Here is a 25,276-nt window from a genome sequence, read left to right on the forward strand (position 1 = left end):
CTTGCTCGCTCCCGCTCTGCAGCACCTTGTCAAGGGGATCGTCGATCACCCTGACGACGTTCACGTCGTGGCAAAGAATTCACCCCGTGGCGAGGTTCTCGAGGTTCGTGTGAACCCCGAGGACCTCGGTCGGGTCATCGGCCGCTCCGGTCGTACCGCCAAGGCGCTGCGCACCCTCGTGGCTGCGCTCGCCGACGGACGCCGCGTGCGGGTCGACGTCGTCGACACCGACGCCTAAGGTGTCGGCGAAGAAAGAGCCCAGGACCCAGCTGCGGGTCGGCCGCCTCATGAAGGCCCACGGCCTCAAGGGCGGCATCAAGCTCGAGCTGTACACCGACGAGCCGAACGAACGTTTCGTTCCGGGCGCCGTGTTCTCGCTGCAGGTACCGAGCGGCACACAGTGGCACGGCAAGAGCATCGAGCTCACCGAGCTGCGCTGGTACAACTCCCACGCGGTTGGCTTCTTCAAGGGAGTCACCGACCGCACCGAGGCCGAGAGCCTGATCAAGGCCATTCTGTGGATCGATCAGGACCCCGCGCAGCTTCCGAGCGAAGACGACGCCTGGTACGACCACCAGCTCGTCGGGCTCGTCGCCCTGCGCGACGGCGTGAACGTGGGCGTTGTCTCCCGTGTCGACCACCTGCCCGCGCAAGACCTGCTGGCCATCGAGACGGATTCCGGCGAGGTGCTCGTGCCGTTCGTGAAGGCCATCGTGCCTGCCGTCGACATCGCAGCGGGAACCGTGACTATCACCCCGCCGAACGGGCTCTTCGAGGAGCTTCCCGACGAGGACAGCGATGCGGATCCGGCTGAGCCGGCCGCGACAGCGACAGCAGCGGCTGACGACGATTCAGACGACTCAGACGCCGATCGCGACAGGATCGCCTGAGGCGCTGAACCGGTCGATCAGTTCGGCGATGCGCCCCTTGCAGCCGCCGCACCCCGTGCCGGCGCGTGTCGCCGAGCCGACGCACGCGACGGTCGTGTTGCCGTCGTCGATGGCATCGTGGATGTGACCGACGGTCACCGCGTTGCACCAGCACACCGTCTCATCCGCTGATAGCTCGCCGGTCACCGTGGTCGAAACCTCGTCCGGTCCGTCGTGGCGTAGCAGGATGGAGCGATCGGCGGGCAGCTCGCTGCCGCGCTCGAACAACAGCATGAGCTCGGCCCCCGTGCGCGGCATTCCGACACTCACCATGCCCTCGAGCACCCCGCCGCGGGTCACCATCTTCACGTAGCGGCCGTGCTCGGGATCGGCCCACTGTGAGACCTGCCTGCGGGCTGCCGGATGCGCCGCGTCACCGGATGCGGCCAGCTCGCTGTTCTGCGGCTCCCTGTCCCACGGTTCCGGGTCCACGACGCCGGCCGAGACCACGTCGATGCCCTCCGCCTTGAGCATGACGATGGCGGGCCGTTCGGCGGCGAGCGCGGGCAGGGGCGTGCCGCCGACCGCCTCGCCGGCCAGGCGGCCGGCAAGCCACTCGGCCTGACGCCAACCCGGCCCGATCAGGCCGGAGGGCGCACCGTGCACGCCCTCGGCCGCGCCGTCATCGGGCCGCGCCGCAACGTGGGCGCAGTCGCCTATGGCGAACACATCGTCGTCGCCCCAGGAACGCAGTTCGGTGTCGACGAGGATGCCGCCGGCGGTGGGCAGGCCAGCGAGAGTTGCCAGCTCGGTGCGCGGGCTCACCCCACACGAGAGCACCAGCAGATCGCCGGCGATGATCTTGCCGTCGGCGCAGCACAGCGCCTCGAAACGTTGCGCGCCGCTGTTGTTGGAGGCGCTGTCGTCGCCGATGGCTTCGGGGCTGCCCAGCAGCACGCTTTCGGCCCGGCTGTGGGCTATCACCTCGATGCCCGCCTCGCGCAGGCTGTCGGAGAGCACGGTGCCGCCGCCGCGGTCGAGGTTGCGCGGCATCGGGTAGCCGCCGTGATGCACCACACTCACCTGGGCGCCCTGACCGGCGGCCGCGAGTGCAAGTTCGAGTCCGAGCACGCCTGCACCCAGCACGATGAGCCGCTGCCCGGCCTCGACGATGGCGCGCACGCGCTCGGCGTCGGCCAGATCGCGCAGCACCGTGACGCCGGCGGGCAGGCTCGGGTCGTGGGCTATCGCATCCGCGCCCGCACGCAGCAGCGACGGCCGGTCGCGCGCTGTTCTCTCGATGCCGTCGAGGGTGGGGATGTTCGCCCGGGAACCCGTCGCGAGCACGAGGCGGTCATACTCGACGCGCTCAGTGCCGGGCAGACCGGCAGTGGCGCCGGTGACGACGACAGTGACGTTGTGTGCCTCGGTGTCGATGGCCGTCACTCGGGCGCCGCGCAGCATCCGAACGCCGGCATCGATGGCCGCAGGCGTGTCGGTCACCGTCAGCGCAGCACGGTCGGTATGCCCCACGGCGTATTCGGCGATGAGCACCCGGTTGTACGCATCCGCATCTTCGGCACCGACCACTGTCACCTCCACGGTGCCGCCGCGCACGGAGGGCAGCAACTCCTCTACGAAGCGCGCGCCAACGGGCCCGTAGCCGACGAGCACGACGCGCAGCGGCCGGCTCATGTCGGGCCGGCTCATGTCGGGCCTGCTCATGTCAGCGCCGCCTCGCGCAGGGGGCGCACATGCACGGCCGTGGTCTTGAATTCGGGCATGCCCGAGATCGCATCCGTGGCATCCTGCGTCAGCAGATTGGCGCACTCATCGCCGGCGTAGTGGAACGGCAGAAAGACCGTGTCACGACGGATGTCGCTGCTCACCCGGGCGACGCAGCGCACGGTTCCGCGCACGTTGCTCACCTCGACATTCGCCCCGTCTGTGATCTCGAGTCGGGCGGCGGTTGCGGGATGCAGCTGCAGGCGTGCGCGCGGCTGTGCGGTGTTGAGTTCCTCGACGCGGCGGGTCTGCGAGCCGGATTGGTACTGCTCGAGTAGCCGTCCGGTAATGAGCGTGAGCATGCCGTCCCGGTAGAGCGGCTCGGCGGTTGCGTGGGGCGCAACAGCGACGATGCGCGCCTTGCCGTCGGCGTGCGCGAAGCGCTCGGTGAAAAGGCGCGGCGTGCCGGTCGATCCGGCAGGATACGGCCAATATGCGGGGGTTTCGCCATCCAGCAGGGCGTAGCTGAGCCCCGAGTAGTCGGCGATTCCCCCCGCGGATGCCCGGCACAGCTCATCGAAGACGGTCCCGGGGTCGGCGCTGAACGTCGATGGCGAGTTCAGCCGTTTGGCGAGCTCGTGCATGATCCACAGCTCGCTGCGCACCCCCGACGGCGCATCGATGGCTCGACGGCGGCGCAGCACGCGGCCCTCCAATGAGGTCATCGTGCCCTCCTCCTCCGCCCATTGCGTGACGGGCAGCACGAAGTCGGCCAAGGCGGCGGTCTCGGAGAAGAAGAAGTCGCAGACCACGAGCAGCTCGAGCGATTCGAGACCTTTGCGTACGCGGGCGGCATCGGGGGCAGAGACGACCACGTTGGAGCCGTGCACGAGCAGGCAGCGGATCATGCCGGGTCTGCCCAGGGAGTTCAGCAGTTCGACGGCAGGTACCCCTGGGCCGGGCAGCGTCTCGGGGTCGACACCCCATACTCGAGCCACATGCTCCCGGGCTGCCGGGTCGGTGATCTTGCGGTAGCCGGGCAGTTGATCGGCCTTCTGTCCGTGCTCGCGCCCGCCCTGGCCGTTGCCCTGCCCCGTGAGGGTGCCGTAGCCCGAATGGCTGCTGCCGGGCAGGCCGAGGATGAGGCTGAGGTTGATGGCGGCGGTGGCGGTATCCGTGCCGTCGACATGTTGCTCGACGCCGCGACCGGTGAGAATGTACGTGCCTCGGCCCGCGGAGAGGCGCCGGGCGAGTTCCCGCAGTGCCGCGACGGGCACGCCCGTCATGGATTGCACTCGCTGCGGCCACCAGGCACTCACGCTGGCACGCAGCTGGGCGAAACCGAGGGTGCGCTCGGCCACGTACTCCCTGTCGTAGAGCCCCTCGGCGAGAACGATGTGCGTGAGCCCGAGCAGCAGCACCAGATCCGTGCCCGGCGCGGCCTGCAGATGCGCGCCGGCGCCGTCCTCGGTGAGTCGCGCCGTCGCCGTGCGACGGGGGTCCACCACGAACAGCCCTCCCGCCGCCCGCGCCCCGGCGAGGTGGGCGATGAACGGCGGCATGGTCTCGGCCACATTGGAGCCGAGCAGCAGGATGGTCTCGGCCGCGTCCAGATCGGCGACGGCGAAGGGCAGGCCTCGATCGAGCCCGAACGCACGGGTTCCCGCCGCGGCTGCCGACGACATGCAGAACCGCCCGTTGTAGTCGATGCGCGAGGTGCCGAGTGCCACCCGGGCGAACTTGCCCAGTTGGTAGGCCTTTTCATTCGTGAGCCCGCCGCCGCCGAAGACGCCGACCGAATCAGCCCCGTGCACGCGCCGGCTGCTCGCCAGCCGCTCGGCGATAATATCGAGAGCTCGTCCCCAGCCGACGGGGGAGAAGCGTCCGTCGTCCCCACGCATCATGGGCTGCAGGATGCGTTCCGCCGAGTCGAGAAGCTCCGCCGAGGTCCAGCCCTTCTTGCACAGGCCGCCGCGGTTGGTGGGAAAGTCGCGTCCGCTCACCGTCAGTGTGGACGCGGAGGACGCGGCGGCATCCGAATTCGAGTGCAACGTCATGGCGCACTGCAGCGCGCAATACGGACAGTGTGTGTCTGTCGCCGTCATGGTGAGAGCAGGCTCGGCGCTCAGATGCGCTGACGCCCGGCCGCGGTGCTGCGACGCAGGTAGAAGACGACCGTGAGAGCGAGCATGATCGCGTATCCGGCGATGAACCAGGCGAAGCCGGTGGTGTACGAACCGGTCGACGATTTGGAGAGGCCGAGCGCCTGCGGAATGAGGAACCCACCGTACGCGCCGATGGCCGAGATCAGGCCGAGTGCAGCCGCCGTGGTGCGTTGCACCGTCACGCTGCTGCCGGTGATGTGCGCATCCGGTGTACCGGCGCGGGCCGCGAACACGGTCGGGATCATGCGGTAGGTCGAACCGTTTCCGATTCCGGATGCGACGAACAACAGCAGGAAGGAGGCCAGGAACAACCAGAAGCTGCCGAGCGGCAGTGTGACGATCACCAGAAGCGTGCCGAGCGCCATCGTCGCGAAGGAGACGACAGTCACGACCGCACCGCCGAAGCGGTCGGCGAGGCGCCCGCCGTATGGCCGGGCGAGCGAGCCGACCAGCGCACCCAGGAAGGCCAACGAGACGGATGCCGTGCCCACCTGCAGGGCGGAGAACGCAGGGAACTGGTCGGCGATGAGTTTGGGGAACACCCCGGCGAAGCCGATGAAGGAACCGAAGGTGCCGATGTACAAGAACGCGAGCAGCCACAGGTGCGGTTCGCGCACGGCGGCGATGGAGCCGGAGAAATCGACCTTCGCGCTGGAGAGATTGTCCATGTAGCGCCACGCCCCGAAGATCGCGAACAGGATGAAGGGAATCCAGATCCAGCCGGCGAGGGGGAGGCTGACCGCGCTCGCCGCGCCGATGGTGATGGCGATGGGCACGACGAACTGGGCGACAGAGGCGCCCAGGTTGCCGCCGGCCGCGTTGAGTCCGAGTGCCCAGCCCTTCTCCCGCTGCGGGTAGAAGAACGTGATGTTCGACATCGAGCTGGCGAAGTTGCCGCCGCCGAAGCCGGCCAGGCCGGCGGCGACGAGCAGCACCCAGAATGGCGTCTCGGGGTTGCCGACGCAGACCGCGAGCGTGATGGCGGGGATGAGCAGCAGGCCGGCCGAGATCATCGTCCAGTTGCGTCCGCCGAAGCGCGGCACCATGAAGGTATACGGAAAACGCAGGGTCGCCCCGACGAGACTCGGCAGTGAGATGAGCCAGAAGATCTCACCGGTGCTGAGGGTGAAGCCGGCCTGGGGCAGAAAGACCACCACGATGCTCCAGAGCTGCCAGACGACGAAGCCGAGAAACTCGGCGAAGATCGACCAGCCGAGGTTGCGTGACGCGATGGCCTTGCCGCTCGCCTGCCAGAACGCCGTGTCTTCGGGGTTCCACCCGTCGATCCAGCGGCCCGGCCGGCGTTCGAGAACGGTCGAGGGAGGGGCGGCGGTGTCGGTTGCGTTGTCGGTGCGCAGGCTGCTCATGGGCTCTCCTTGCATGGGTGTCTATGCGTATTCCGACGCTATTGAGGCCGTGTTACAGCGAGTGCGGCGACGCGTAAACGTTGGGTCTCCGAGTTCTCACACAGGGTTTCGCGCGTGCTGAGGTGGAATTAACGCGAGGGTTACCGAAAATCGGCCGCTGCGGCGGCGCTAGCGGCTGAGCCGGTAGATGTGCTCGACGACATCGCGGCCCAGGCCATCGGCATACGACGTCTCTGAGCCGATCTCCAGGAATCCGGCGCGCAACAGCACCGTGGCGGAGCCGAGATTGTGCACGGCGACCCGCGCGAGCAGCGGCCGGGTCGGATCGAGCTTCAGGAAAGCGCTGAGGGCTGCCGATGCGATTCCCTGGCCCCATCGCCCGGGGTCTATCCAGTAGGTGACCTCACGCTCACCATCCATGGTGAAGCTTCCGATCGTTCCCACGAGGCCGTTGCCGTTGTCGATGGCCCGCAGGACAACTGAGGGGTCGTTTCGGATGCGCTCATAGTGGGCATCGAACGCGCCCCGATCAGATGGGTCTGCCCGCGTGAACGCTGCCATCTCAACTGCCGCACGGTCCTGTTCCCACTCGAAGAGCAGATCGAGCTCGCCGTCTTCAAGCTCACGAAGCACTATCGTCATGCACTCAGCGTAGAGACTCGCTCAGACATCGAGCCGATAGCCGCGTTTGACCACGGTGGCGATGAGACCCGTATCCTGGGCGAGGGCGATGCGCGTTTCTCCCAGCTGCGCCGCCGTGTTGAGGGTGTCTCACAGAAGATGCTGGCTCATAGCCTCCGTGGGCTGGAGCGCGACGGTCTCGTGCGCCGCACCGTGTACCCACAGGTTCCGGTGCAGGCGGAGTGCGGGCTCACCGACGCGGGGCGCACACTGCTCGAGCCTCTCCGTGCGCTCGAGGAATGGTCGATCGAACACCCGGGCGATGTCTCTGCGTCGCGGGAAGCCTACGACCGCGTGGATTGTGGATTGATGACGAGAGCTCGCGGCGGTCATCCCGCTCCAGGGCATATACGCACGAGGTTCGTGGCTAATCGCTAATACGACCGTATAGATTGCCGGTTCTGCTGCCGTGTGCCGAGGGGCGCGACAAATGAGGCAACGAATACTGCTACGAGGAGGTTTCCTATGAGTCAACGCGCTATGTACGAATTAGGAATTCTGCGCTAATGTGCGACTTAAAGTCGAAGGAGAGGCGATTTCATGGGCGTGCGACGCAAGGCAGTCCTCATTGGCGCGGCACTCGTTGCATTGGCTCTTGCAGGGTCGCCACTGGCAGCGGGCGCAGCGACCCCTGAGCCCACGGCGACACCCTCGCCGAGCGACGCAAAGGCGGGTCTGACCAACACGTCTCCTGACCCTGCCACCGATGCGATGTTCCCTCCCTACCAGACTCAGTTTGCAGTTCTTAATGAGCCCTTGGCGGATCTCGTCAACACGTTCCCCGACATCGTCGGCAAGAGCGCCTGGGATGAGGTGTCAAGGACCGCAACGATGGACTACTACACCGGAGCGGAGCCCGCGGAAGAGTCGGCCTTCCTGGCTGCCACGCGTCGAATTGTCGTTCCGCCGCCGCTCAACCTCGTCTGGCGCCCGGTGGGCTGGAGCCTCAGTGCGCGCGGTTCTCTCCTGCAAAAGATCACCGGAAACCCCGACGCATGGACGTCCTTCTTTGGGTCGGCGCCGGAAAGCGGTTACATCGACGAGTCGGGTAACGTCCACGTGTCTTTGGCGGATCCGAGCAAGGTTCAATCGGCTCCGGCCCGGTCTGGGGTACTCCCGGATGGCTCCGCGTTCGTCGCCGATCCGCCGTCGAAGGTCGATTGGCAGGTTGGGCGCACTTCTGACTTCTCGCCTTGGAGCTCTGGTGACAGGATCACGGCCGGGATTTATGAGTGCACGTCGGGTTTCAACTGGAAGAAGTGGGGAACCGGCGAATATGAATATATGGGCATGACCGCCGATCATTGCGCCGTAGCCGGTGGCCTGACATGGAAGACGGCCGGGGTGTCGTGGGGCACGGGCGTGCAATCGGACCCCGTGAAGGATGCCATCTTGATGCGTGCGGCCAGCGGCTCCAGCTTCAACACGGCGACCGCCTACGTTGGAGGGGCCACCACCTCGGACTTGCGGCGGGTCTACACGTTCAGGGCTACGCCCATGTTCAACGACATCGTCGCCCTCAGCGGGGCGACCAGCGGCCTCGGTAACGGGAAGATTATAAAAACAGACTTCTCGGCCAGCGGAGTCTTTCCGATCGTTCTCGTTAACTACACCGGGTGCATGAGTGGAGATTCCGGTGGCCCTTGGCTCACCACCCAAGCCGGCACCGGGTATGTTGAAGCTTGGGGACAGCACGAAGGTAAGTTCCTCTACCAGGGAGCCTACTATTGCGGGTTCATGCCGCTGAACCCGATCAGCACAGCTCTTCAAGCATCGATCCTTATCAACCCCTAGTCAACCGAGGGCAGTCCCTCCATTCCAAGCGGCGTTCCCACAAAAGATGCCGACAGGACTTTCCCCTTTCCGGTTGCCGAGCCATTGACGGTCTGCGTTGCGCCAGACCGCATGGCCGCCGTAATCCAGGGTGCTCCCAGCGTGTGTGAAAAACTCGGCCTGACACAGAAGCCTGATTAGACGTAGATCGCGCTCGGTGCCGAGCTTGGGCCGCGGGGCGCAACCGGCTCACGGCGGATTAGTATGTCGCTCAGACGTCGAGCCGGTAGCCGCGTTTGACCACCGTGGCGATGAGGCCCGGCGTGCCGAGCGACTGACGCAGGCGGCTGAGGGCCACCTCCATGGCGTGGTCATCGGCTGGCCCCTGCAGCAGCGTCGCGAGTTGGCTGCGCGAGACGACAGCACCGCGGGCGCTGACCAGGGCATGCAGCAAGGCCAAGGGGGTCGGCGGCAGGTGAACGCCGGCGCCGGCGACTAGGGCCGTCGAACCGCGCAGTTCCACCACACCGTGGCGGGTCGTGACTCGCTGTACGCGGTGCTGCTCCAGATGCTCACACACGAGACGGATGAGAGCCCCCATGCGAAAGCGCTCCGGCTGAATCGGCTTGATGCCTGTCGCCCGCAGCGGTGCGGCCGTGATGGGGCCGACGGCCGCCGCTATCACGACGGTTTTCAGGGCTTCGACGAGGTCGGGCAGGCGCCCACCGGCCTCCGCCGCGGCGAAGAGGGCGTCGACGGCCGGTGCGCTCGTGAACGTCACGCAGTCGAGCAGTCCGGAGCAGACGGCGTCGATGAGGCGCGTCACGCGTTCGTCGTCCTCGGGCTGCTCCCAGCGATAGGGGGCCACGGTGAGCACAACGGGAAACGCCGCGCGCAGGCGATCCAGCTGGGCCTGATCGGTGTAACCGTGCAGCTGCACGACGATGGTGCGCGCATCCGGAAAATCGGTGAGGGCCCGGGTGACGAGCGACGCAGTGGTCTCGTCGTCGCTCATGCCGGCATCCGTGAGTCCGGCGGCGCGGATGCTGCCGCGCGCCTTGGGCCCACGCACGAGAATCGCGGATGCGCCGAGCGCGTCGGTCAGCGCGGAACCGAGCCCCGCGGCATCCGCCGTCTCGAACCAGCGGCGCATGCCGTAGCTGGTGGTGGCGAGCACGACGTCGGGTCGGGCGGCGATGACGGCCCTGGTGTCGTCGACGAGTGGCGCATCCAGTTCGGCGTGGGCGGTGCGCAGGGTCGGAGCGTGCAGCACCCAGGCGCCGCGGCGTTCGAAGGCGTCGATGAGATCTTCGCTGCGCCGGTCGCTCGTGACCCCGATGCGAAAGCCCTCGAGCTGATCGCGCCGAAAGCCCGGCACGGGAATGGGCGGGGAGCCCGGCACAGTAGACGGCTCGGCGCTCATGGGCTCACCCTCCCGAGCCCGCGGAGGCGGCGCTCGCCAGCGCACTGATCGCCTCGCTGTCACCGTCGTGCGCGAGCCGCACCACCTCGCCGATGACGAGCACGGCGGGTGAGGAGACTCCGCGGGTCGCCGCCTCGGTGAGGATGCTGCCGAGATCGGCGATGGTGGTGCGTTGCGCAGCGCTGTACCCGCGTTCGATGATGGCGACGGGCATCGCCGCGCTCATTCCGAAGCGCAACAGACCCTGGGTGAGCGAGGGCAGCGTTCCGATCCCCATAAGCACCACGATGGTACCGCCGAGGCCGGCGAGGTGCTCAAGCTCGGCGGGGCTCAAAGGGGCATGCCCCGAGACCACGGTGAACAGCCGGCTGATGCCCCTGTGGGTGAGGGGTATGCCCGCGGCGGCGGGCACCGAGATGGCGCTCGTCACACCGGGAATGACCGTCACGTCGATTCCGGCGGCACGACACGCGATGACCTCCTCGCCGCCACGCCCGAAGACGTATGGGTCGCCGCCCTTCAGACGCACCACGCGGGCGCCGGTCAGGGCGTGCCGCACAATGAGTTGCTCGATGCCTTCCTGCCCGACCGGATGATGTCCGGGCCGCTTGCCCACGTCGATGAGGCTCGCGTGCGGGGCGAGCCGGGCGAGGCCCTCATGCGGGGCGAGCCTGTCGTAGAGCACCACGTCGGCGTCGCGCAGGGCGGCCACGGCGGCCAGCGTGAGCAACTCCTCGCGGCCGGGGCCACCCCCGACGAGCCACACGTGCCCGGTCATCCTTGTGCCTGCCTCACAGGAATGCGCGGCCCGGCCAGCAGAACGGATGTGTGCTCCCGCTCGTCGGTCGTCGCCGGCCGCGACTGTTCGCGCTCCGGTACCCGAACAATGCTCGGGTCGGGTGTCGACGGTGCGTTCACGAAGGACCGGAACCGGCGCAGCCGCTCCGGATCGGCGAGGGTGGCCGCCCATTCGTCCTCATAGCCGTCGATGTGCAACGCCATCGCCGCCTCAAGCTCCTCGGCCAGCCCGAGCGAGTCGTTGACCACCACGTCGTACACGTGGTCCAGACCCCCGTCGAGGTCCTCCATCCACCGCGCGGTGCGCTGCAGGCGATCAGCGGTGCGAATGTAATACATCATGTAGCGGTCGATGAAGCGGATGAGCGTCTCATCGTCCAGGTCGCTCGCCAGTAGTTGCCCGTGTGAGGGCTGGAAGCCGCCGTTGCCCCCGACATACATGTTCCAGCCGGTCTCGGTGGCTATCACTCCCACATCCTTGCCGCGCGCCTCGGCGCATTCGCGCGCGCATCCGGAGACTCCGAACTTGAACTTGTGCGGAGCCCGCAGCCCCCGGTAGCGCAGCTCGAGCTGGATGGCCATCGACACCGAGTCCTGCACCCCGAAGCGGCACCACGTGGATCCGACGCAGCTCTTCACGTTGCGCAGTGCCTTGCCGTAGGCCTGGCCTGACTCGAAGCCGGCCTCCACGAGCACCTTCCAGATCTCCGGAAGCTGCTCCAGCCGTGCCCCGAACATGTCGATGCGCTGGCCGCCGGTGATCTTCGTGTACAGCCCGTAATCCGTGGCGACCTGGGCAATCACGGCGAGTTTCTGCGGCGTGATCTCACCGCCGGGAATGCGAGGCACCACCGAGTACGTGCCGTCCTTCTGCATATTCGCCATCGCCCGGTCGTTGGTGTCCTGCAGCGTGCCGCGGCCGGCATCCAGAATGTAGCCGCTGTTCTGGCTGGCGAGAATGGATGCGACGGCGGGCTTGCACACATCGCATCCGCGGCCGGTGCCGAAGCGTTCCACGATCTCCTCGAAGGAGGTCAGCTCGAGCACCCGGATGGACTCGAAGAGCTCCTGACGGGAGAGGGCGAAGTGCTCGCACAGTGCGTGCGAGACGGCTATGCCGCTGCGCGTGAGCTCCGCCTCCAGCAGTCGCTTCACGAGTGGCACGCACGAGCCACACTGCGTGCCGGCCCTCGTGCAGGCCTTGAGCTCGCCGAGATCGGTGCAGCCGGGTGCGCCGTCGACGCCGTTCACCGCGGCGCGGATCGTGCCGGCGGTGACGGTGTTGCATGAGCAGACCAGCGCGTCGTCGGGCAGCTCGAGTTTCGCGGGTGCCTCAGCACCGGCCGCTGACAGGAAGGCTGCGGGTTCGGCGCCCAACTCCCGGCCCACCATGGGTCGCAGGCTCGCATACGGCGTGGCGTCGCCGACGAAGATGCCGCCGAGCAGCGTCTTCGCATCGTCTGTCACGACGAGCTTCTGGTACAACCCGCGAGCGGGATCCGCGAAGACGATCTCGAGAGCGCCCTCTGCGGTGCCCAGCGCATCGCCGAAGCTCGCCACATCGACGCCGGAGAGCTTGAGCTTGGTCGCGTCGTCGATGTTCGTGAACTCCGCCGTACCGCCCCGCAGTCGGTCGGCCACGACCTCGGCCATGGTGTTCGCGGGGGCAACGAGACCGATGCACCGGCCCTGAATGCAGGCGACCTCGCCGATCGCCCAGATGTGTTCGTCGCTGCTGCGGCAATCGCTGCCCACCACGACGCCGCCGCGCTCGCCGATCTCCAGTCCGGCCTCGCGGGCCAGCTCATCGCGTGCCGCGATGCCTATCGCGAACACCACGATGTCCGCGTCGATCACCTGGCCGTTGCTCAGGCGAACACCGGTGACCACACCGTCATGATTCCGGATGTCACGGGGCCGGGTTCCCAGATGCAGCGCGAGACCCTGCGCCCGCATGATGCGCCCCAGGGCCTGCCCGGCACCCTCGTCGAGCTGTGCAGACATGAGCCACGATCCGGAGTGCACGAGCGACACCTCAGCCCCGAGACGCTGCAGGCCGCCGGCCGCCTCCAACCCGAGCAGGCCGCCACCGGCGACCACGACGCGGGCCGGACGGCCGAAGGTCGAGGCGAGGGATTCGGTCTCGGCGAGCAGCGCATCCACGTCGTCGATCGTGCGATAGACGCGAGCACACTCGCTGCCGGAAATCTCGGGAACGGGGGCACGCGACCCCGTGGCGAGCACGAGTTCGTCGTAGGGCAGGCGTTCGCCCGAGACGGTGGTCACGGTGTGGTTCGTGCGATCGATGGCGGTGGCGCGCTCGTTGCGGCGAAGAACGGTGTGCTCGTTCTGCCAGACCTCGGCGGGCAGCGTCAGATCGGCACCGCCCATGAGTCTCGTGCTGAGGGCGACCCGGTCGTACGGAGTGTGGCTCTCCTCCGAGAGCACCGTCACGCGCAACGCGCCTGCCGTGTCGCCGGCGCCGAGGGCGCTGACCAGACGGTGCGCTGCGGGGCCGCCTCCGATGACGACGATCTCGCGGGCGGGAGCGCGCGTGGCAACGGGAGAGGCGAGCGATTCTGCGTTGGTCTCTGGCATGATTCTCGTCCTCGTCCTCGTCCTCGTCACTCGCGTCAATCGGCTTGAGCCGAGCGTATGGGGGAGTGATTTCGGTTCGGTTTCGTCGGTGTGACCCCGCATTAACAAACCCCACACCGCGCAGCGACGCGAATGTGAGGCGGGTTTCACCGGGGCGAAACATTCCCGTGCCGGTGGGGAAACACGCGGCGCATAGCGTTTCGGGTATCGAGAAGGAGCGTGCGAGATGACGATGACGGTGAACCCCACGACGGTGCCCCCCACGACAGCGACCAGTGCAGCCGACGAGACGAGCGTCCGCGATCAGAGCGGCGCCTGGGAGCGCGCCTGCCGCATCGACGACCTCGAGCCGTCCTGGGGCGAGGCCGCGATGATTCGTGCCAAGCAGATCGCACTGTTCCTGCTGTCACCGCACGAGGTGTACGCGGTGGCGCATCGCGATCCGCACACCGGCTCCTCGGTGATGGCGCGCGGCATCGTGGGTTCCAAGGGTGACCGGCCCACCATCGCGTCGCCGCTGCACAAAGAGGTCTACGACCTCGGCACGGGGGAGTGTTTCACCGATCCCGAGTTGTTTCTGCAGACCTATCGCACGCGCGTCGTCGGCGGGTTCATCGAGGTGGAGGTAACCCCATGAGCCCGAGCGCGGCATCCACGACGCGTGCCCACGACGTGCCGGCCGAGGAGCGCTTCGAGCGACGGCTGGCACACACGCTGCAGGCGCCCGCACTCGTGGCCATCTCACATGGCACCTCGTCGCCGACCGGCCAGGCCGCCGTCGCCTCGCTGCTGGCAGCGGTCCGCGAAAGCCGCCCTGACCTTCAGGTCTCCGGCGGTTTCGTCGATGTGCAGCAACCGGATGTCGCCGCCACGCTCGCCGCGGTGGCAGACGCGGCGCCCGCAGTTGTGGTTCCCCTGCTGCTCTCCGCCGGCTTCCACGTGCACGTCGACCTCGTGAATGAGGTGCGTGGCACCGTCGGCCGCAGCACGGCTCTTTCGGCGGCGCTTGGACCGGATGACCGGCTCGTTACGGTACTGGTCAGGCGACTGCGCGAGGCGGGGCTGCGAGCCGGCGACGAGGTGGTCATGGCCGCAGCCGGATCCACGGATGCGCGCGCCGTCGCCGACTGCCTCGAGACCGGGCGGCTGCTGGCCGACCGGCTCGGCCGTGCGGTGACGGTGGGCTTCATCTCGGCAGCACGACCCTCTCTCGAGCGGGCCGTGCTGATGGCCAGGCAACGCACCCCCGGCGCACGCGTTGTCGTTGCCACCTATCTGCTCGCGCCCGGGTATTTTGCAGACTCCGCCGCACACCTCGGCGATGTCGTGAGCGCCCCACTGCTTGCCGTCGGTGAGGCGCCACCGCCCGAACTGGTGCAGCTCGTCGTGGCTCGTTACCGCGAGCTGAGCGCGTTTGCACCCCTTTTCTGAATGCCGATGACAGGGCTCTGAACGCCGTCGGGCGCCTCGGCTGACGCCGACGGCCGCGCATACAATCGGGGAATGCGCATTGACGTCGTGACGATTTTTCCCGAGTACTTCGACGCGCTCGATATCTCGCTGCTGGGCAAGGCGCGCTCGACCGGCCTGATCGATCTGGGCATACACGACCTGCGCGAGCACACCCATGACCGGCACCGCACCGTCGATGACACTCCGTACGGCGGTGGAGCGGGCATGGTCATGAAGCCGGAACCGTGGGGCGAGGCGCTCGACGGCATCCTCGACGGGGCTGCCGAAGGGCCCGGCGCTGACCCCGTCGTCATCTTCCCCTCACCGGCCGGAGAGCTCTTCACCCAGGCGACCGCGCGCGACCTCGCGAACGAGCAGCATCTGATCTTCGGATGCGGTCGCTACGAGGGCATCGATCAGCGCGTCGTCGACGACACGGCCCGTCGTGCCACGGTGCGCCTGATCAGCCTCGGCGACTATGTGCTCAACGGCGGTGAGGTGGCGGTACTGGCCATGATCGAGGCGATAGGGCGGCTCATCCCGGGTGTGGTCGGCAACCCCGAAAGCCTCGTTGAGGAGAGCCACGAAGACGGCCTTCTCGAATACCCGAGTTACACCAAGCCGGCACAGTGGCGCGGGCTGGATGTGCCGCCCGTGCTGCTCAGTGGCAACCACGGTGCGATTGCCGCCTGGCGCAGGGAACAGCAGTTGGAGCGCACCGCCCGAGTGCGACCCGATCTTCTGCCCCCGGCGAACATCTAGCCCGCATTCAGCAAGCCACGGCTAGCCTGAGTGCATGCTGCTTCGACGGATGTTCTACCGGTGGCAGGTCGTGGCCGCCATCGTGCTTCCGCTGTGGCTCGTCGTCGGCACGGCCATCTTCGGCGGCTCGGCCGGCGGGGCACTCTCGCTTCTTCTGGTGGCGCCGCTGCTCGGTGTGGCGATGCTTGCCGTTGCAGGCCTCATCTTCGCGCGAAAGTCCGTGCGCACGACCAAAGCCGTCTCGTGGTCGGATGTCGGCGTGCTCGCCGTATGGCAGGCATCCGTCATCGTCACAGGTCTTCAGCTGCCCGGTGCGGCCTGGTACGGCGCGCTTGTGCTGGTCGCCGGCCTCGGGGCATTCTGGCTGGCCGTGTGGGAGCTGGTCACCGAGACGCGTCGCCGGGTATCCGGGGCGATGGAGGCGTTCGCGCAGGCCGCCGCGCCGCGTCAGGCGTCTCGCCCGTCGCCGTCCGTGGCCTCGAACGGGCCCGTGATAGTGGTCGAGGAACACCGACCCTAGGCCGTACGGCGCCCACGCTTTGCCATGGAGAGCGAATCCATGGCAGAATTAGCGTTTGTGCCACGGCCGGGCTCTGCCACAGGGGAGCTGCGCGAATTACGTGGGCACCATTCCTTTTCGAAACTTAATCAGACGTAGTCGACCCGTGGCGGCTGCAGAGAGCGAAATATCATGAACCACATTCTCGACCAGGTGGACGCTGCCTCCCTTCGCAGCGACATTCCGGAGTTCCGTGCCGGCGACACCGTCAAGGTTCACGTCAACATCGTTGAGGGTACCCGCTCTCGTATCCAGGTCTTCCAGGGCGTCGTCATCGGCCGTTCGGGCGAGGGCGTGCGCGAGACCTTCACCGTGCGCAAGGTGAGCTTCCAGGTCGGCGTCGAGCGTACCTTCCCGGTGCACTCGCCCATCATCGACCACATCGAGGTCGTCGTTCGCGGTGACGTGCGCCGCGCCAAGCTCTACTACCTGCGCGACCTGCGCGGCAAGAAGGCCAAGATCAAAGAGAAGCGCGACGCGTAGGCGCCACGCAGCCACAAGACGTCTTTCACTGAGCTCCCGCCACCTAGAATGGTGCGGGAGCTCAGGGACGTTAAATGACAGATGACACGACGGCGACGCGCGCAGAAGGCGTGAATCGCGACAGGCGCAAGAGGCAGCGCAGCCTCAAACTCTTCCTTCGTGACATCCTCATCATCTTCGTCGTAGCAGTTCTCGTCTCCTTTCTCATCAAGACGTTCCTGATCCGCTCGTTCTACATCCCTTCCGGGTCGATGGAGAACACGCTGCAGATCAACGACCGCATCGTCGTCAATGAGCTCGAGCCCAATCTCGTGCCTATCTCGCACGGCGATGTCGTGGTCTTCCGCGATCCGGGCGGCTGGTTGCCGCCGAAGGTCACGACCCCGCAGAACCCGCTGGCCGCAGCCGTCGACTGGGCGCTCTCGGTGGTGGGCCTGTCGGCCTCCGACAGTGACGACCACCTGATCAAACGCGTCATAGGCCTGCCCGGCGACCACGTCACGTGCTGCAACACGCTCGGGCAGCTGAGCGTCAACGGTGTTCCGATCAAGGAGCCATACATTCTGCTGCCGGCAGGCGAGACCAACGCCTCGCATCCGTTCGATGTTGTCGTTCCGAAGGGGGACCTGTGGGTGCTCGGCGACAACCGCTGGCGTTCGCAGGACTCGAGCCTCAACCAGGGCCTGCCCGGCAAGGGGTTCGTTCCGATCACGGATGTCGTCGGTCGCGCCGTTCTCATCAGCTGGCCCGTGAGCAGGTGGTCGGTGCTCGACGACTACCCCGGCGTCTTCGCCGGCGTCGGCGAGACGAAGAAGTAGTCATGGTCGTCGCGGATCCGACCCTTCTCGTGGAGGCTCAGCTGCACGCCGGCGGTGCCCGCCTGGTGATCGGGTGCGACGAGGTGGGGCGTGGCGCACTGGCTGGTCCGGTTGCCGTGGGAATGGCTGTCGTGGACGTGTCGATTGGGCCGATGCCGACGGGCCTGCGCGACTCCAAGATGCTGAGCGAGAGGCGCCGGGAGACGATGGCCCCGCTCTGCTCCGAGTGGGTGCTGCACTCCGCGGTCGGTCTCGCCTCGGCCAACGAGGTGGACAGCCTCGGCATCACGGCGTGCCTGGGGCTTGCGGGCAAACGTGCGCTTGCCGCGTTGCACGCGGGGGGCGTGGATATTCTCGCGGCCACGGTGCTGCTCGACGGGCACCACGACTGGCTGAACCCCGCGTTGCGCTCGAGGCTGCCCGTGGTGACCCGAATCAAGGGCGACAGGGACTGCGCGTCGGTTGCCGCGGCATCCGTCATCGCCAAGGTGCACCGCGACCGCATCATGATCGCGAGCGACACCGATTTTCCCGGTTACGGTTGGGCGGGCAACAAGGGCTACGGAAGCGCGCAGCACCTGGCCGCCATAGCCGAGCTCGGGGCGACCGAGTTGCACCGGCGCACGTGGCTGAAGGAGCCTGCATTGCGCAGCCCGGCAGCATAGACTTGTCGAACGATGGATGAAGACGAGTTCGACGACTACGACCGCGAGGTCGAGCTGGCCCTGTATCGGGAGTACCGTGACGTCGTCTCACAGTTCAAATACGTAATCGAGACGGAGCGGCGCTTCTACCTGGCCAACGAGGTGGAGTTCGTGCGCAGGGACACCGAGCACGACTTCTATTTCGAGCTGACCATGAATGATGTGTGGGTGTGGGATGTCTACCGCTCCGACCGCTTCGTGAAGAGCGTGCGCGTGCTCACCTTCAAGGACGTCAATATCGAGGAGCTCTCCTCGAAGGACTTCGAGCTTCCCAAGGAACTCGCGCTCGACGAATAGGCTCCTCGCGTCTCCTCCTGCACCGCTCTTGATTCCGGCGAAAACTCCACGGATGCCGCCTCTGGCCATTCTGACCGGCTCGCCCTCCGCCACTCTCGGTGGTGGGAGGCACACATGGCGGCGAAAGACATTCTCGGCAAGCGTGGCGAAGACCTGGCGGCCGGGTACCTGACGGAGCACGGCTATCGGCTCGTGGCCCGCAACTGGCGGTGTCCGCAGGGCGAGATCGACGTGATAGCCGAGCTCGGCGGCGAGACGGTATTCGTCGAGGTCAAGACACGTACGTCGACGGCTTACGGGCATCCGTTCGAGGCCATCACTCTGAGCAAGCTGGCACGGTTGCGGAGGTTGGCCGCCGCGTGGTGCCGGCAGTCGGATGCGGCGGCCGGGCGCATCCGCATCGACGCGATTGCCGTGCTCGCTCCGCGCGGGCAGACGCCGACGATCGAGCATCTCCAGGGGGTGTACTAGTGGCGCTGGGCCGCACCTTCTCCATAGCTCTCATCGGAATGAGTGGCGCCGTGGTCGAGGTAGAGGCCGACATCTCCGCGGGCCTGCCCTCGTTTGTGATCATCGGTTTGCCCGACACGGCATTGGCCGAGGCACGCGACAGGGTGCGGGCGGCAGCGGTGAACTCCGGATGCCCCATCACCGGTCACAAGCTCACCATCAACCTGTCGCCGGCCGCGCTGCCCAAGCATGGCTCGGGCTTCGATCTCGCCATAGCGGTGGCGAGCCTGGCGGCGGCGGGCGATGTCTCGGCCTCCTCCGTGCAGTCTGTCGTGCACCTGGGCGAATTGGGGTTGGACGGCCGGCTGCGTCCAATGGCTGGCGTGCTGCCCGCCGTTCTCGCTGCGTTCCGAGCGGGCCAGAGAACGGTAATGGTTCCGGCCGGCAACGCCGACGAGGCGTCGCTCGTTCCCGACATGAGGGTGATTCCTGTTGCCTCCCTGCTTGAGGCGGCGATCTGGCATGGCGGCGAGTTCGAGCCCGTTGTCGTGGAGCCAATCATGGTGGCCGCGCCGCTCGCCGCCGAAGAGCCGACACAGGACCTTTCCGATGTCGTGGGCAACGAGGAGGCCATCAAGGCGTTGCTTGTCGCCGCGGCTGGTGGCCATCATCTCTTCATGCTCGGCCCGCCGGGGGCAGGCAAAACCATGCTCGCCGCGCGCCTGCCGGGCATTCTGCCCGACCTTGAAGGGGCAGCGGCGCTCGAGGCCACGTCGATGCGCTCGCTCGCGGGAGGCGTCGTCGGCGCGGACCTCATGCGTCGGCCGCCGCTGGAGGCGCCGCATCACACGGCGACCGCGGCGGCCATGGTCGGCGGAGGCAGCGGCCAGATTCGGCCAGGGGCCGCGGCGCGGGCCTCCCACGGCGTGCTGTTTCTCGACGAGGCGCCCGAGTTCGCCTCCTCGGTGCTCGACGTGTTGCGGCAGCCGCTCGAGTCGGGCACCATCAGCATTCACCGCGCCAATGCCGTCGCGCACTTTCCCGGCCGCTTTCAGCTCGTGATGGCCGCGAACCCGTGCCCCTGTGGGCAGTATGGGGCGATGGACTCCGAGTGCAGCTGCACTCCGAATCTGCGCAGGCGCTATCTTGCCCGGGTCTCCGGACCGCTGTTGGATCGCATCGACATCCAACTCTGGCTGCGCCGCATCACGGCCGCCCAGCTCCGATTGGCCGATGAGACCCGTATGACCAGCGCGGACGCTCGCGCGCGGGTCGTCGAGGCTCGTGCTGCCGCTGCCGCGCGGCTCTCAGACACGCCGTGGTCGCTCAACGGGCAGGTCTCGGGCCCCTGGCTGCGCGACCGCAGACGCCGCCTCGGCCGCATGACCACTGCCTCCCTGGATCGAGCCCTGGAACGCGGTGGCATCACCATGCGCGGTTATGACCGCGTCTTGCGCCTGGCCTGGACTGTCGCCGACCTGGCCGGCAGCACGGCTCCAACCGCCGAACACATCGGCACGGCACTCTACCTGCGACGAGGAATGACCCCATGAAGACATTTGGACTGGAAACGAGCCGAGTTCGAGCGCTGGTCGATGCTGTGGCGGTACCCTCGGCATCCGATGAGGAGTCGGCTGGACCCGAGCCGCGGGCGGGTGCCGAGCAGAACCCCGTTGAACAGAACACCGTTGAACAGAACACCGTCGAGCAGATAACCGCCGAACAGAGCACCGCCGAGCGATTCGCGCTCGGTGCCTGGTCGACGCTCGTCGAGCCCGGTGACGGCGACGCGGGCGTGCTCGTCGCCGCACTCGGGGGCGCGGCGGCATTGAGCGCCGTCATTGAACAGCATCCGGCCGAGCGAATCGCCGCGGCGATCGCCGAACGCGATGGAGAGCTGGCCGAACGCATCGTCACAGAGCTGCCGGAGGCGCTCGCCCGCTGGCGGCCGCGTCTGCAGTCAACCGCCACGGTGCACGCCTTCGAAATGGCGGCGCGCATCGGTGCGCGCCTCATCACCCCGGCCGATCCGGCCTGGCCGAGCGGGCTGCACGGCCTCGGAGCCCATGCGCCGCTCGCTCTCTGGCTGCGCGGCACGACGGATGCCTGCGAGAGGATGCAGAGATCCATCGCCCTGGTCGGCGCGCGCGCGGCAACCGGATACGGCGAGCATGTGGCGATGGAAGCTGCGGCCGGGCTCGTCGACCGCGGTTTCGCGATCGTCTCCGGTGCCGCCTACGGCATCGACGGAATGGCCCACCGATCGGCTCTGGCGAGCAAGGGGGACACGATCGCTTTTCTCGCCGGTGGGGTCGATCGCTTCTATCCAAGCGGGCACGACGCCCTGCTCACCCGTATCACCGAGCACGGGGCGGTGCTCTCGGAGATGCCCTGCGGGGCCGCCCCCACAAAATGGAGGTTCCTGCAGCGCAATCGGTTGATTGCTGCGGCGAGCCAGGCCACGGTCGTGCTTGAGGCGGGCCGGCGTTCCGGTTCTCTCAATACCGCAGGTCACGCCGCGGCCCTGGGCCGGCCCCTGGGGGCGGTTCCCGGGCCGGTGACGAGCCCTGCCTCCGCCGGCTGCCATCGTCTCATCCGCGATTACGATGCCGTGTGTGTGACTGGCCCTGCCGAGATGGCCGAATTGGTGGAGGGATTTACCGATGCCGAAGGCGCGCAGCGGCTCAATACCTCGATGTTGCGATCGGCGGAGGAGACCCGAGTGCTCGATGCGCTGAGTCGACGAAGCGCACGGCCTCTCAACGACATCGCGCGCCGTGCGGGCATGACCGTCGCCGCGGTTGGCTCGGTACTCGGCATCCTTCAGCTCGAGGGCGGCGTGGCCGAGCGCACCTCCGGCTGGATCATCGCAGCGAAACGATGATCAGGGCGTGGCGGTGGCACAAAACGGGGCAGTGAGGCGATGCTGGAGGAATGGAGATCGGGCGCGCGATAGACGACTTTACGTCGCATCTCGCCGCGGAGCGTGGCTATTCGCCGCAGACCGTTCGCGCCTATCGCTCCGACCTGACGGCGCTGCACGGCTTCGCGGCGCAACGCGGCGTCGCATCCACAGCTGAGCTCGACCTCGAGCTGTTGAGGGACTGGCTGTGGCAGGCGTCGCAAGACGGGCTGGCCAAGGCCACTCTCGCGCGTCGCTCCGCATCCGCGAAGAGTTTCGGCGCCTGGCTGGCGCGCACCGGCAGCATCAGCACCGATGTGTCATCACGGCTGCGCGCACCCCGACCCGACCGAACCCTTCCGCGCGTGATCAATCGGGAACAGATGGCGGCAATGCTGGCCGGACTCGCCGAGAACGCCGCGCAGCCTGGCGAAAACCGCCCGGGCGCACTGCGCGATCTCGCGATCATCGAGCTGCTATACGCCTCCGCCCTGCGCGTCTCTGAACTCACCGGGCTCGATCTCGACGACGTCGACCTCGACCGGCTCACAGTGCGAGTGCTCGGCAAGGGCTCCAAGGAACGAGTGGTGCCATTCGGCGTTCCCGCGCAGTCCGCGATAGTCGACTACGTGCGGCTGGGGCGGCCCGCGCTCGCCGCCGGACAGGGCACGCGGAACGGCTCCACGGCACTCGGGGGCCCGGATGCCACGCACGCCCTGTTTCTCGGCGCACGCGGGCGCCGGCTCAACTCCCGCACCGTCTACCAACTCGTGACAGGGCTGCTGGCGGATGTTCCGGGAACGGGTCCGTCAGGACCGCACGCGCTGCGGCACACCGCCGCAACCCACCTGCTCGACGGCGGGGCGGATCTGCGTGCCGTTCAGGAGATGCTCGGCCACGCCAACCTGGGCACCACCCAGATCTACACGCACGTCTCCACCGAGCGGCTCAAAGAGAGCTACCGGTTGGCGCATCCGCGCGCCTGAGGTCCCGTGTAGCGCAACCCCTGCGGCACTCTTCGCAGCGCATACCTCAATCCAGCGGCAGCAACACCGCCCGTGGCACCCCACCGAAAAAGAGCAACGGGGAGACGTACTCTCCCTCCCGTCGCACCCCGAAGTGCACACAACGTTGGTCGCAGTGCCCTCCGGATGCGACGCGGGCCACCTCCTCGCCTCGCGCCACCGGCTCACCCTTCGCGAGCGTGGTCTTTACCGGTTCGAAGCTGAGCAGCAGGCCATCTGAGCTCTGCAGCGTCAGCACCGGTCGCCCGGCGACCATTCCGGCAAAATACACCGTGCTTGAGGTGGGGGAATGGATAGCATCGGCGAGCTGCGCGGGCATGTCGATTCCACGATGCCCCGCCGAATAGTGCGTCTTCGGGGCCTCGAACCCACGGAGAACGCGCCAGGGCGGCGTGAGCGGCCAGGCCCACGCGGTTGTGGCATCCTGCGCGGCGGCGCCCATGGCGGCGGCGTCGGCCCGGGGAGTCGGCAAGCTCGTCCCAGGGCTTGCGTGCGCCGCGCTTGCTGCCCCGGTCACGCACAGGCCGACCGTGACGAGCAACGCCACTCGGCGTGTTCGCCGGCCGTTCCGTCTCCTGAACCGTGACGCATTCATAGCTCCTGATTGTGGTCGGCGATCGAGGCAGCGTGCGCCGAAGTGAGGCGTTCGGTGCACCGACGCGTGACGGGGCACTCTGTGCAGGAGGAGACAGCGCAGGAGAAGACACGGCGCGCGCAACCCCTTGCTCGTCGTTGAACGCGGAGTACCGTGAAAACGAAACGAAGGGGGCTCACGTGTCGAATTCAGATGCAGGTCAAGGTTCGAACGGCGCGGGGGAGGGCTCGGCCCCGTCGCATCGCGGAAAGGTTCTGGGCGTCACTCTGGCGGCTGCCCTCGGTGGTCTTCTGTTCGGATTCGATACCTCCGTCATCAACGGTGCCGTCGACTCAATCAAGTCCGACTTCCATCTTGGATCTGCCGCCGTCGGTATCACGGTGGCCATCACGCTCATCGGCTGTGCGATAGGTGCTTGGTTCGCCGGGCAACTGGCCGACGCGTGGGGGCGCAAGCCCGTCATGCTCCTGGCGGCCGTGTTGTTCGTCGCCAGTTCGATCGGATCCGGCTTCGCCTTCGCCGACTGGGATCTCATGGCATGGCGGCTCATCGGCGGCCTCGCGATAGGAATCGCTTCGGTGATAGCTCCCGCATACATCGGTGAGATCGCGCCTGCGAAGTACCGCGGCGGGCTCAGCTCGCTCCAACAACTCGCCATCACCCTCGGTATCTTCCTTGCCCTGCTCTCGGATGCAGCGCTGGCCGGCTCGGCAGGAGGCGCGGCAAAGGAATTGTGGTGGGGCCTGCCCGCCTGGCGCTGGATGCTCCTCGTCGGCGTCATCCCCGCACTCGTCTACGGCATTCTGTCCCTGACCATTCCTGAGTCGCCGCAGTTCCTCATCCGCAAGAAACGGAAGGACGACGCTCTTGAGGTCATCCGCAACGTCACCGGTGCATCCGACCCCCAGAAGCGCATGGATGAGATTGAGGAAAGTCTCGAGAACGAGAAGCGGGCAAGCTACCGCGATCTGCGCGGTAAGGCGCTCGGACTGCAGCCGATTCTCTGGATCGGTATCGGCATGGCGGCCTTCCAGCAGCTGGTCGGCATCAACGCGATCTTCTACTACTCGACGACGCTCTGGAGGTCTGTCGGGTTCAGTGAAAGCGACTCGTTCGTCACCTCGGTGATCACCGCCGTCATCAACGTCGTGCTCACCTTCGTCGCCATTTTCTTCGTCGACAAGGTCGGCCGCAAGAAGCTGCTGCTGATCGGTTCGGTCGGCATGTTTGTCGGACTCGTCGCCGCGGCGATCTCCTTCACCCAGGCCACCGGATCCGGTAACAACATCAGCTTGCCCCAGCCGTGGGGCGTGATCGCCCTGTTCGGCGCGAATCTGTTCGTCATCTTCTTCGCCGCGACGTGGGGACCCGTCATGTGGGTGGTGCTCGGCGAGGTGTTCCCGAACAAGATTCGTGGGTTGGGTCTCGGCATCGCCACGGCGTTCAACTGGATCTTCAACTTTCTGGTCACCCTGCTGTTCCCGATCTTCAGCCAGGCCGTCGGGCTCGGCTTCGTCTACGCGGCATTCGCCCTCTTCGCGGCGCTGTCCTTCTGGTTCGTGGCCGCGCTGCTGCCCGAGGTCAATGGGCTCGAACTGGAAGACAAGGGCAAGCTCGAGCGGGGCGTACGGAAGCCGCAGACGACCTCGTCCTGAGGCGCATCCGCGGATGATATGATTTCTGCTGCACCCCGCTTGCCGGGGTGACTACGCGTGCCTGCTTACGGCAACGCATCCTCCGGTCCCCGACTCACCTCGGGGCGGATGCGTGCCACGGCACCAGGAGTGGGGATCGACCGATCCCACACAGATAACCGATTGGTCTTCTCAG

Annotated in this window: 25 protein-coding genes; 17 read left to right on the forward strand and 8 right to left on the reverse strand. The window is 67.1% G+C overall.

Translation table 11 applies throughout. From position 1 onward, the window contains the following. Position 1 precedes the first annotated feature (1 nt). Complete coding sequence (locus ASC63_RS10830) at positions 2–238, forward strand: RNA-binding protein (protein ID WP_055812999.1); 237 nt, start codon at positions 2–4, stop codon at positions 236–238. 1 nt (position 239) lies between these two features. Further along, entirely contained in the window at positions 240–890 is a 651-nt protein-coding gene (rimM, locus tag ASC63_RS10835; RefSeq protein ID WP_055813002.1) for a ribosome maturation factor RimM, read from the forward strand. On the opposite strand, the gene ASC63_RS10840 is transcribed toward rimM, so the two are convergent. From ASC63_RS10840 to ASC63_RS10855, 4 genes are all read right to left on the reverse strand, one after another. Beyond that, positions 861–2,594, reverse strand: a complete 1,734-nt coding sequence (locus ASC63_RS10840) for an FAD-dependent oxidoreductase (protein ID WP_327063349.1) — start codon at positions 2,592–2,594, stop codon at positions 861–863. The genes rimM and ASC63_RS10840 overlap by 30 nt on opposite strands. Beyond that, positions 2,591–4,699, reverse strand: a complete 2,109-nt coding sequence (locus tag ASC63_RS10845; protein ID WP_055813005.1) for a molybdopterin oxidoreductase family protein — start codon at positions 4,697–4,699, stop codon at positions 2,591–2,593. The genes ASC63_RS10840 and ASC63_RS10845 overlap by 4 nt, the downstream gene beginning before the upstream one ends. Positions 4,700–4,719: 20 nt before the next feature. Next, the gene (locus ASC63_RS10850; RefSeq protein ID WP_055813008.1) at positions 4,720–6,126 is read right to left on the reverse strand and encodes an MFS transporter; all 1,407 of its coding nucleotides are present in this window, start codon (positions 6,124–6,126) and stop codon (positions 4,720–4,722) included. 168 nt (positions 6,127–6,294) lie between these two features. Further along, positions 6,295–6,768, reverse strand: coding sequence for a GNAT family N-acetyltransferase (locus tag ASC63_RS10855; protein ID WP_055813011.1), 474 nt, complete (start codon positions 6,766–6,768; stop codon positions 6,295–6,297). A 75-nt stretch (positions 6,769–6,843) separates the two neighbouring features. Between ASC63_RS10855 and ASC63_RS16125 the strand changes: the two genes are divergently transcribed. Both ASC63_RS16125 and ASC63_RS10865 read left to right on the forward strand, forming a co-directional pair. Continuing rightward, complete coding sequence (locus tag ASC63_RS16125; RefSeq protein WP_268765174.1) at positions 6,844–7,185, forward strand: winged helix-turn-helix transcriptional regulator; 342 nt, start codon at positions 6,844–6,846, stop codon at positions 7,183–7,185. Positions 7,186–7,347: 162 nt separating this feature from the next. Next, positions 7,348–8,601 (forward strand): hypothetical protein, encoded by a 1,254-nt coding sequence (locus ASC63_RS10865; RefSeq protein WP_157487658.1) that lies wholly within the window; start codon positions 7,348–7,350, stop codon positions 8,599–8,601. Between the two features lie 250 nt (positions 8,602–8,851). On the opposite strand, the gene ASC63_RS10870 is transcribed toward ASC63_RS10865, so the two are convergent. From ASC63_RS10870 to nirB, 3 genes are read right to left on the reverse strand one after another with little or no spacing between them, the layout of a single operon-like run. Further along, on the reverse strand, positions 8,852–10,003 hold the full coding sequence (locus ASC63_RS10870; protein ID WP_082487514.1) for a uroporphyrinogen-III synthase: 1,152 nt from the start codon (positions 10,001–10,003) through the stop codon (positions 8,852–8,854). A gap of 4 nt (positions 10,004–10,007) precedes the next feature. Then, entirely contained in the window at positions 10,008–10,781 is a 774-nt protein-coding gene (gene cobA, locus ASC63_RS10875; RefSeq protein ID WP_055813019.1) for a uroporphyrinogen-III C-methyltransferase, read from the reverse strand. Continuing rightward, positions 10,778–13,399, reverse strand: coding sequence for a nitrite reductase large subunit NirB (gene nirB, locus ASC63_RS10880; protein WP_055813021.1), 2,622 nt, complete (start codon positions 13,397–13,399; stop codon positions 10,778–10,780). The genes cobA and nirB overlap by 4 nt, the downstream gene beginning before the upstream one ends. A gap of 226 nt (positions 13,400–13,625) precedes the next feature. Here nirB and nirD point away from each other — a divergent pair, with 226 nt between their 5' ends. The 12 genes from nirD (at position 13,626) to ASC63_RS10940 (ending at position 22,812) form a co-directional block, all read left to right on the forward strand. Next, positions 13,626–14,036, forward strand: coding sequence for a nitrite reductase small subunit NirD (nirD, locus tag ASC63_RS10885; protein WP_082487517.1), 411 nt, complete (start codon positions 13,626–13,628; stop codon positions 14,034–14,036). Continuing rightward, entirely contained in the window at positions 14,033–14,830 is a 798-nt protein-coding gene (locus ASC63_RS10890) for a sirohydrochlorin chelatase (RefSeq protein ID WP_082487519.1), read from the forward strand. The genes nirD and ASC63_RS10890 overlap by 4 nt, the downstream gene beginning before the upstream one ends. A 72-nt stretch (positions 14,831–14,902) precedes the next feature. Further along, positions 14,903–15,613, forward strand: coding sequence for a tRNA (guanosine(37)-N1)-methyltransferase TrmD (gene trmD / locus ASC63_RS10895; RefSeq protein WP_055813025.1), 711 nt, complete (start codon positions 14,903–14,905; stop codon positions 15,611–15,613). A 34-nt stretch (positions 15,614–15,647) separates the two neighbouring features. Beyond that, complete coding sequence (locus ASC63_RS10900; protein WP_157487659.1) at positions 15,648–16,133, forward strand: MFS transporter; 486 nt, start codon at positions 15,648–15,650, stop codon at positions 16,131–16,133. Positions 16,134–16,304: 171 nt separating this feature from the next. Beyond that, on the forward strand, positions 16,305–16,655 hold the full coding sequence (gene rplS, locus ASC63_RS10905) for a 50S ribosomal protein L19 (protein WP_055813033.1): 351 nt from the start codon (positions 16,305–16,307) through the stop codon (positions 16,653–16,655). 74 nt (positions 16,656–16,729) lie between these two features. Beyond that, positions 16,730–17,473 carry a signal peptidase I gene (lepB, locus tag ASC63_RS10910; protein WP_055813036.1) on the forward strand — a complete coding sequence of 248 codons (744 nt, stop codon included), beginning with the start codon at positions 16,730–16,732 and terminating at the stop codon, positions 17,471–17,473. A 2-nt stretch (positions 17,474–17,475) separates the two neighbouring features. Then, positions 17,476–18,138, forward strand: coding sequence for a ribonuclease HII (locus ASC63_RS10915; RefSeq protein ID WP_055813039.1), 663 nt, complete (start codon positions 17,476–17,478; stop codon positions 18,136–18,138). Between the two features lie 12 nt (positions 18,139–18,150). Then, on the forward strand, positions 18,151–18,474 hold the full coding sequence (locus ASC63_RS10920) for a DUF2469 domain-containing protein (protein WP_055813042.1): 324 nt from the start codon (positions 18,151–18,153) through the stop codon (positions 18,472–18,474). A gap of 114 nt (positions 18,475–18,588) precedes the next feature. Next, positions 18,589–18,945 (forward strand): YraN family protein, encoded by a 357-nt coding sequence (locus ASC63_RS10925; RefSeq protein ID WP_055813045.1) that lies wholly within the window; start codon positions 18,589–18,591, stop codon positions 18,943–18,945. Further along, the gene (locus tag ASC63_RS10930; protein WP_055813048.1) at positions 18,945–20,477 is read left to right on the forward strand and encodes a YifB family Mg chelatase-like AAA ATPase; all 1,533 of its coding nucleotides are present in this window, start codon (positions 18,945–18,947) and stop codon (positions 20,475–20,477) included. The genes ASC63_RS10925 and ASC63_RS10930 overlap by 1 nt, the downstream gene beginning before the upstream one ends. Further along, positions 20,474–21,808 (forward strand): DNA-processing protein DprA, encoded by a 1,335-nt coding sequence (dprA, locus tag ASC63_RS10935; RefSeq protein ID WP_055813051.1) that lies wholly within the window; start codon positions 20,474–20,476, stop codon positions 21,806–21,808. Before ASC63_RS10930 ends, dprA begins: the two co-directional genes overlap by 4 nt. Positions 21,809–21,858: 50 nt before the next feature. Continuing rightward, entirely contained in the window at positions 21,859–22,812 is a 954-nt protein-coding gene (locus tag ASC63_RS10940; protein WP_055813053.1) for a tyrosine recombinase XerC, read from the forward strand. A gap of 46 nt (positions 22,813–22,858) precedes the next feature. Here ASC63_RS10940 and ASC63_RS10945 read toward each other — a convergent pair whose 3' ends face one another. Further along, the gene (locus ASC63_RS10945; RefSeq protein ID WP_162242895.1) at positions 22,859–23,323 is read right to left on the reverse strand and encodes a M23 family metallopeptidase; all 465 of its coding nucleotides are present in this window, start codon (positions 23,321–23,323) and stop codon (positions 22,859–22,861) included. Positions 23,324–23,478: 155 nt separating this feature from the next. On the opposite strand from ASC63_RS10945, the gene ASC63_RS10950 reads away from it, so the two are divergent. Beyond that, positions 23,479–25,101, forward strand: coding sequence for a sugar porter family MFS transporter (locus ASC63_RS10950; RefSeq protein WP_268765152.1), 1,623 nt, complete (start codon positions 23,479–23,481; stop codon positions 25,099–25,101). The last annotated feature ends 175 nt before the right edge of the window (positions 25,102–25,276 follow it).

The sequence above is a fragment of the Leifsonia sp. Root112D2 genome (assembly GCF_001424905.1).
Taxonomy (GTDB): domain Bacteria; phylum Actinomycetota; class Actinomycetes; order Actinomycetales; family Microbacteriaceae; genus Root112D2.

Coding starts and splice junctions, on each gene's coding strand:
- ASC63_RS10840 (WP_327063349.1), bottom strand. CDS start 2,594: ATGAGCAGGCCCGACATGAGCCGGCCCGACATGAGCCGGCCGCTGCGC.
- ASC63_RS10845 (WP_055813005.1), bottom strand. CDS start 4,699: ATGACGGCGACAGACACACACTGTCCGTATTGCGCGCTGCAGTGCGCC.
- ASC63_RS10850 (WP_055813008.1), bottom strand. CDS start 6,126: ATGAGCAGCCTGCGCACCGACAACGCAACCGACACCGCCGCCCCTCCC.
- ASC63_RS10855 (WP_055813011.1), bottom strand. CDS start 6,768: ATGACGATAGTGCTTCGTGAGCTTGAAGACGGCGAGCTCGATCTGCTC.
- ASC63_RS10865 (WP_157487658.1), top strand. CDS start 7,348: ATGGGCGTGCGACGCAAGGCAGTCCTCATTGGCGCGGCACTCGTTGCA.
- ASC63_RS10870 (WP_082487514.1), bottom strand. CDS start 10,003: ATGAGCGCCGAGCCGTCTACTGTGCCGGGCTCCCCGCCCATTCCCGTG.
- cobA (WP_055813019.1), bottom strand. CDS start 10,781: ATGACCGGGCACGTGTGGCTCGTCGGGGGTGGCCCCGGCCGCGAGGAG.
- nirB (WP_055813021.1), bottom strand. CDS start 13,399: ATGCCAGAGACCAACGCAGAATCGCTCGCCTCTCCCGTTGCCACGCGC.
- nirD (WP_082487517.1), top strand. CDS start 13,626: ATGACGATGACGGTGAACCCCACGACGGTGCCCCCCACGACAGCGACC.
- ASC63_RS10890 (WP_082487519.1), top strand. CDS start 14,033: ATGAGCCCGAGCGCGGCATCCACGACGCGTGCCCACGACGTGCCGGCC.
- trmD (WP_055813025.1), top strand. CDS start 14,903: ATGCGCATTGACGTCGTGACGATTTTTCCCGAGTACTTCGACGCGCTC.
- ASC63_RS10900 (WP_157487659.1), top strand. CDS start 15,648: ATGCTGCTTCGACGGATGTTCTACCGGTGGCAGGTCGTGGCCGCCATC.
- rplS (WP_055813033.1), top strand. CDS start 16,305: ATGAACCACATTCTCGACCAGGTGGACGCTGCCTCCCTTCGCAGCGAC.
- lepB (WP_055813036.1), top strand. CDS start 16,730: ATGACAGATGACACGACGGCGACGCGCGCAGAAGGCGTGAATCGCGAC.
- ASC63_RS10915 (WP_055813039.1), top strand. CDS start 17,476: ATGGTCGTCGCGGATCCGACCCTTCTCGTGGAGGCTCAGCTGCACGCC.
- ASC63_RS10920 (WP_055813042.1), top strand. CDS start 18,151: ATGGATGAAGACGAGTTCGACGACTACGACCGCGAGGTCGAGCTGGCC.
- ASC63_RS10925 (WP_055813045.1), top strand. CDS start 18,589: ATGGCGGCGAAAGACATTCTCGGCAAGCGTGGCGAAGACCTGGCGGCC.
- dprA (WP_055813051.1), top strand. CDS start 20,474: ATGAAGACATTTGGACTGGAAACGAGCCGAGTTCGAGCGCTGGTCGAT.
- ASC63_RS10940 (WP_055813053.1), top strand. CDS start 21,859: ATGGAGATCGGGCGCGCGATAGACGACTTTACGTCGCATCTCGCCGCG.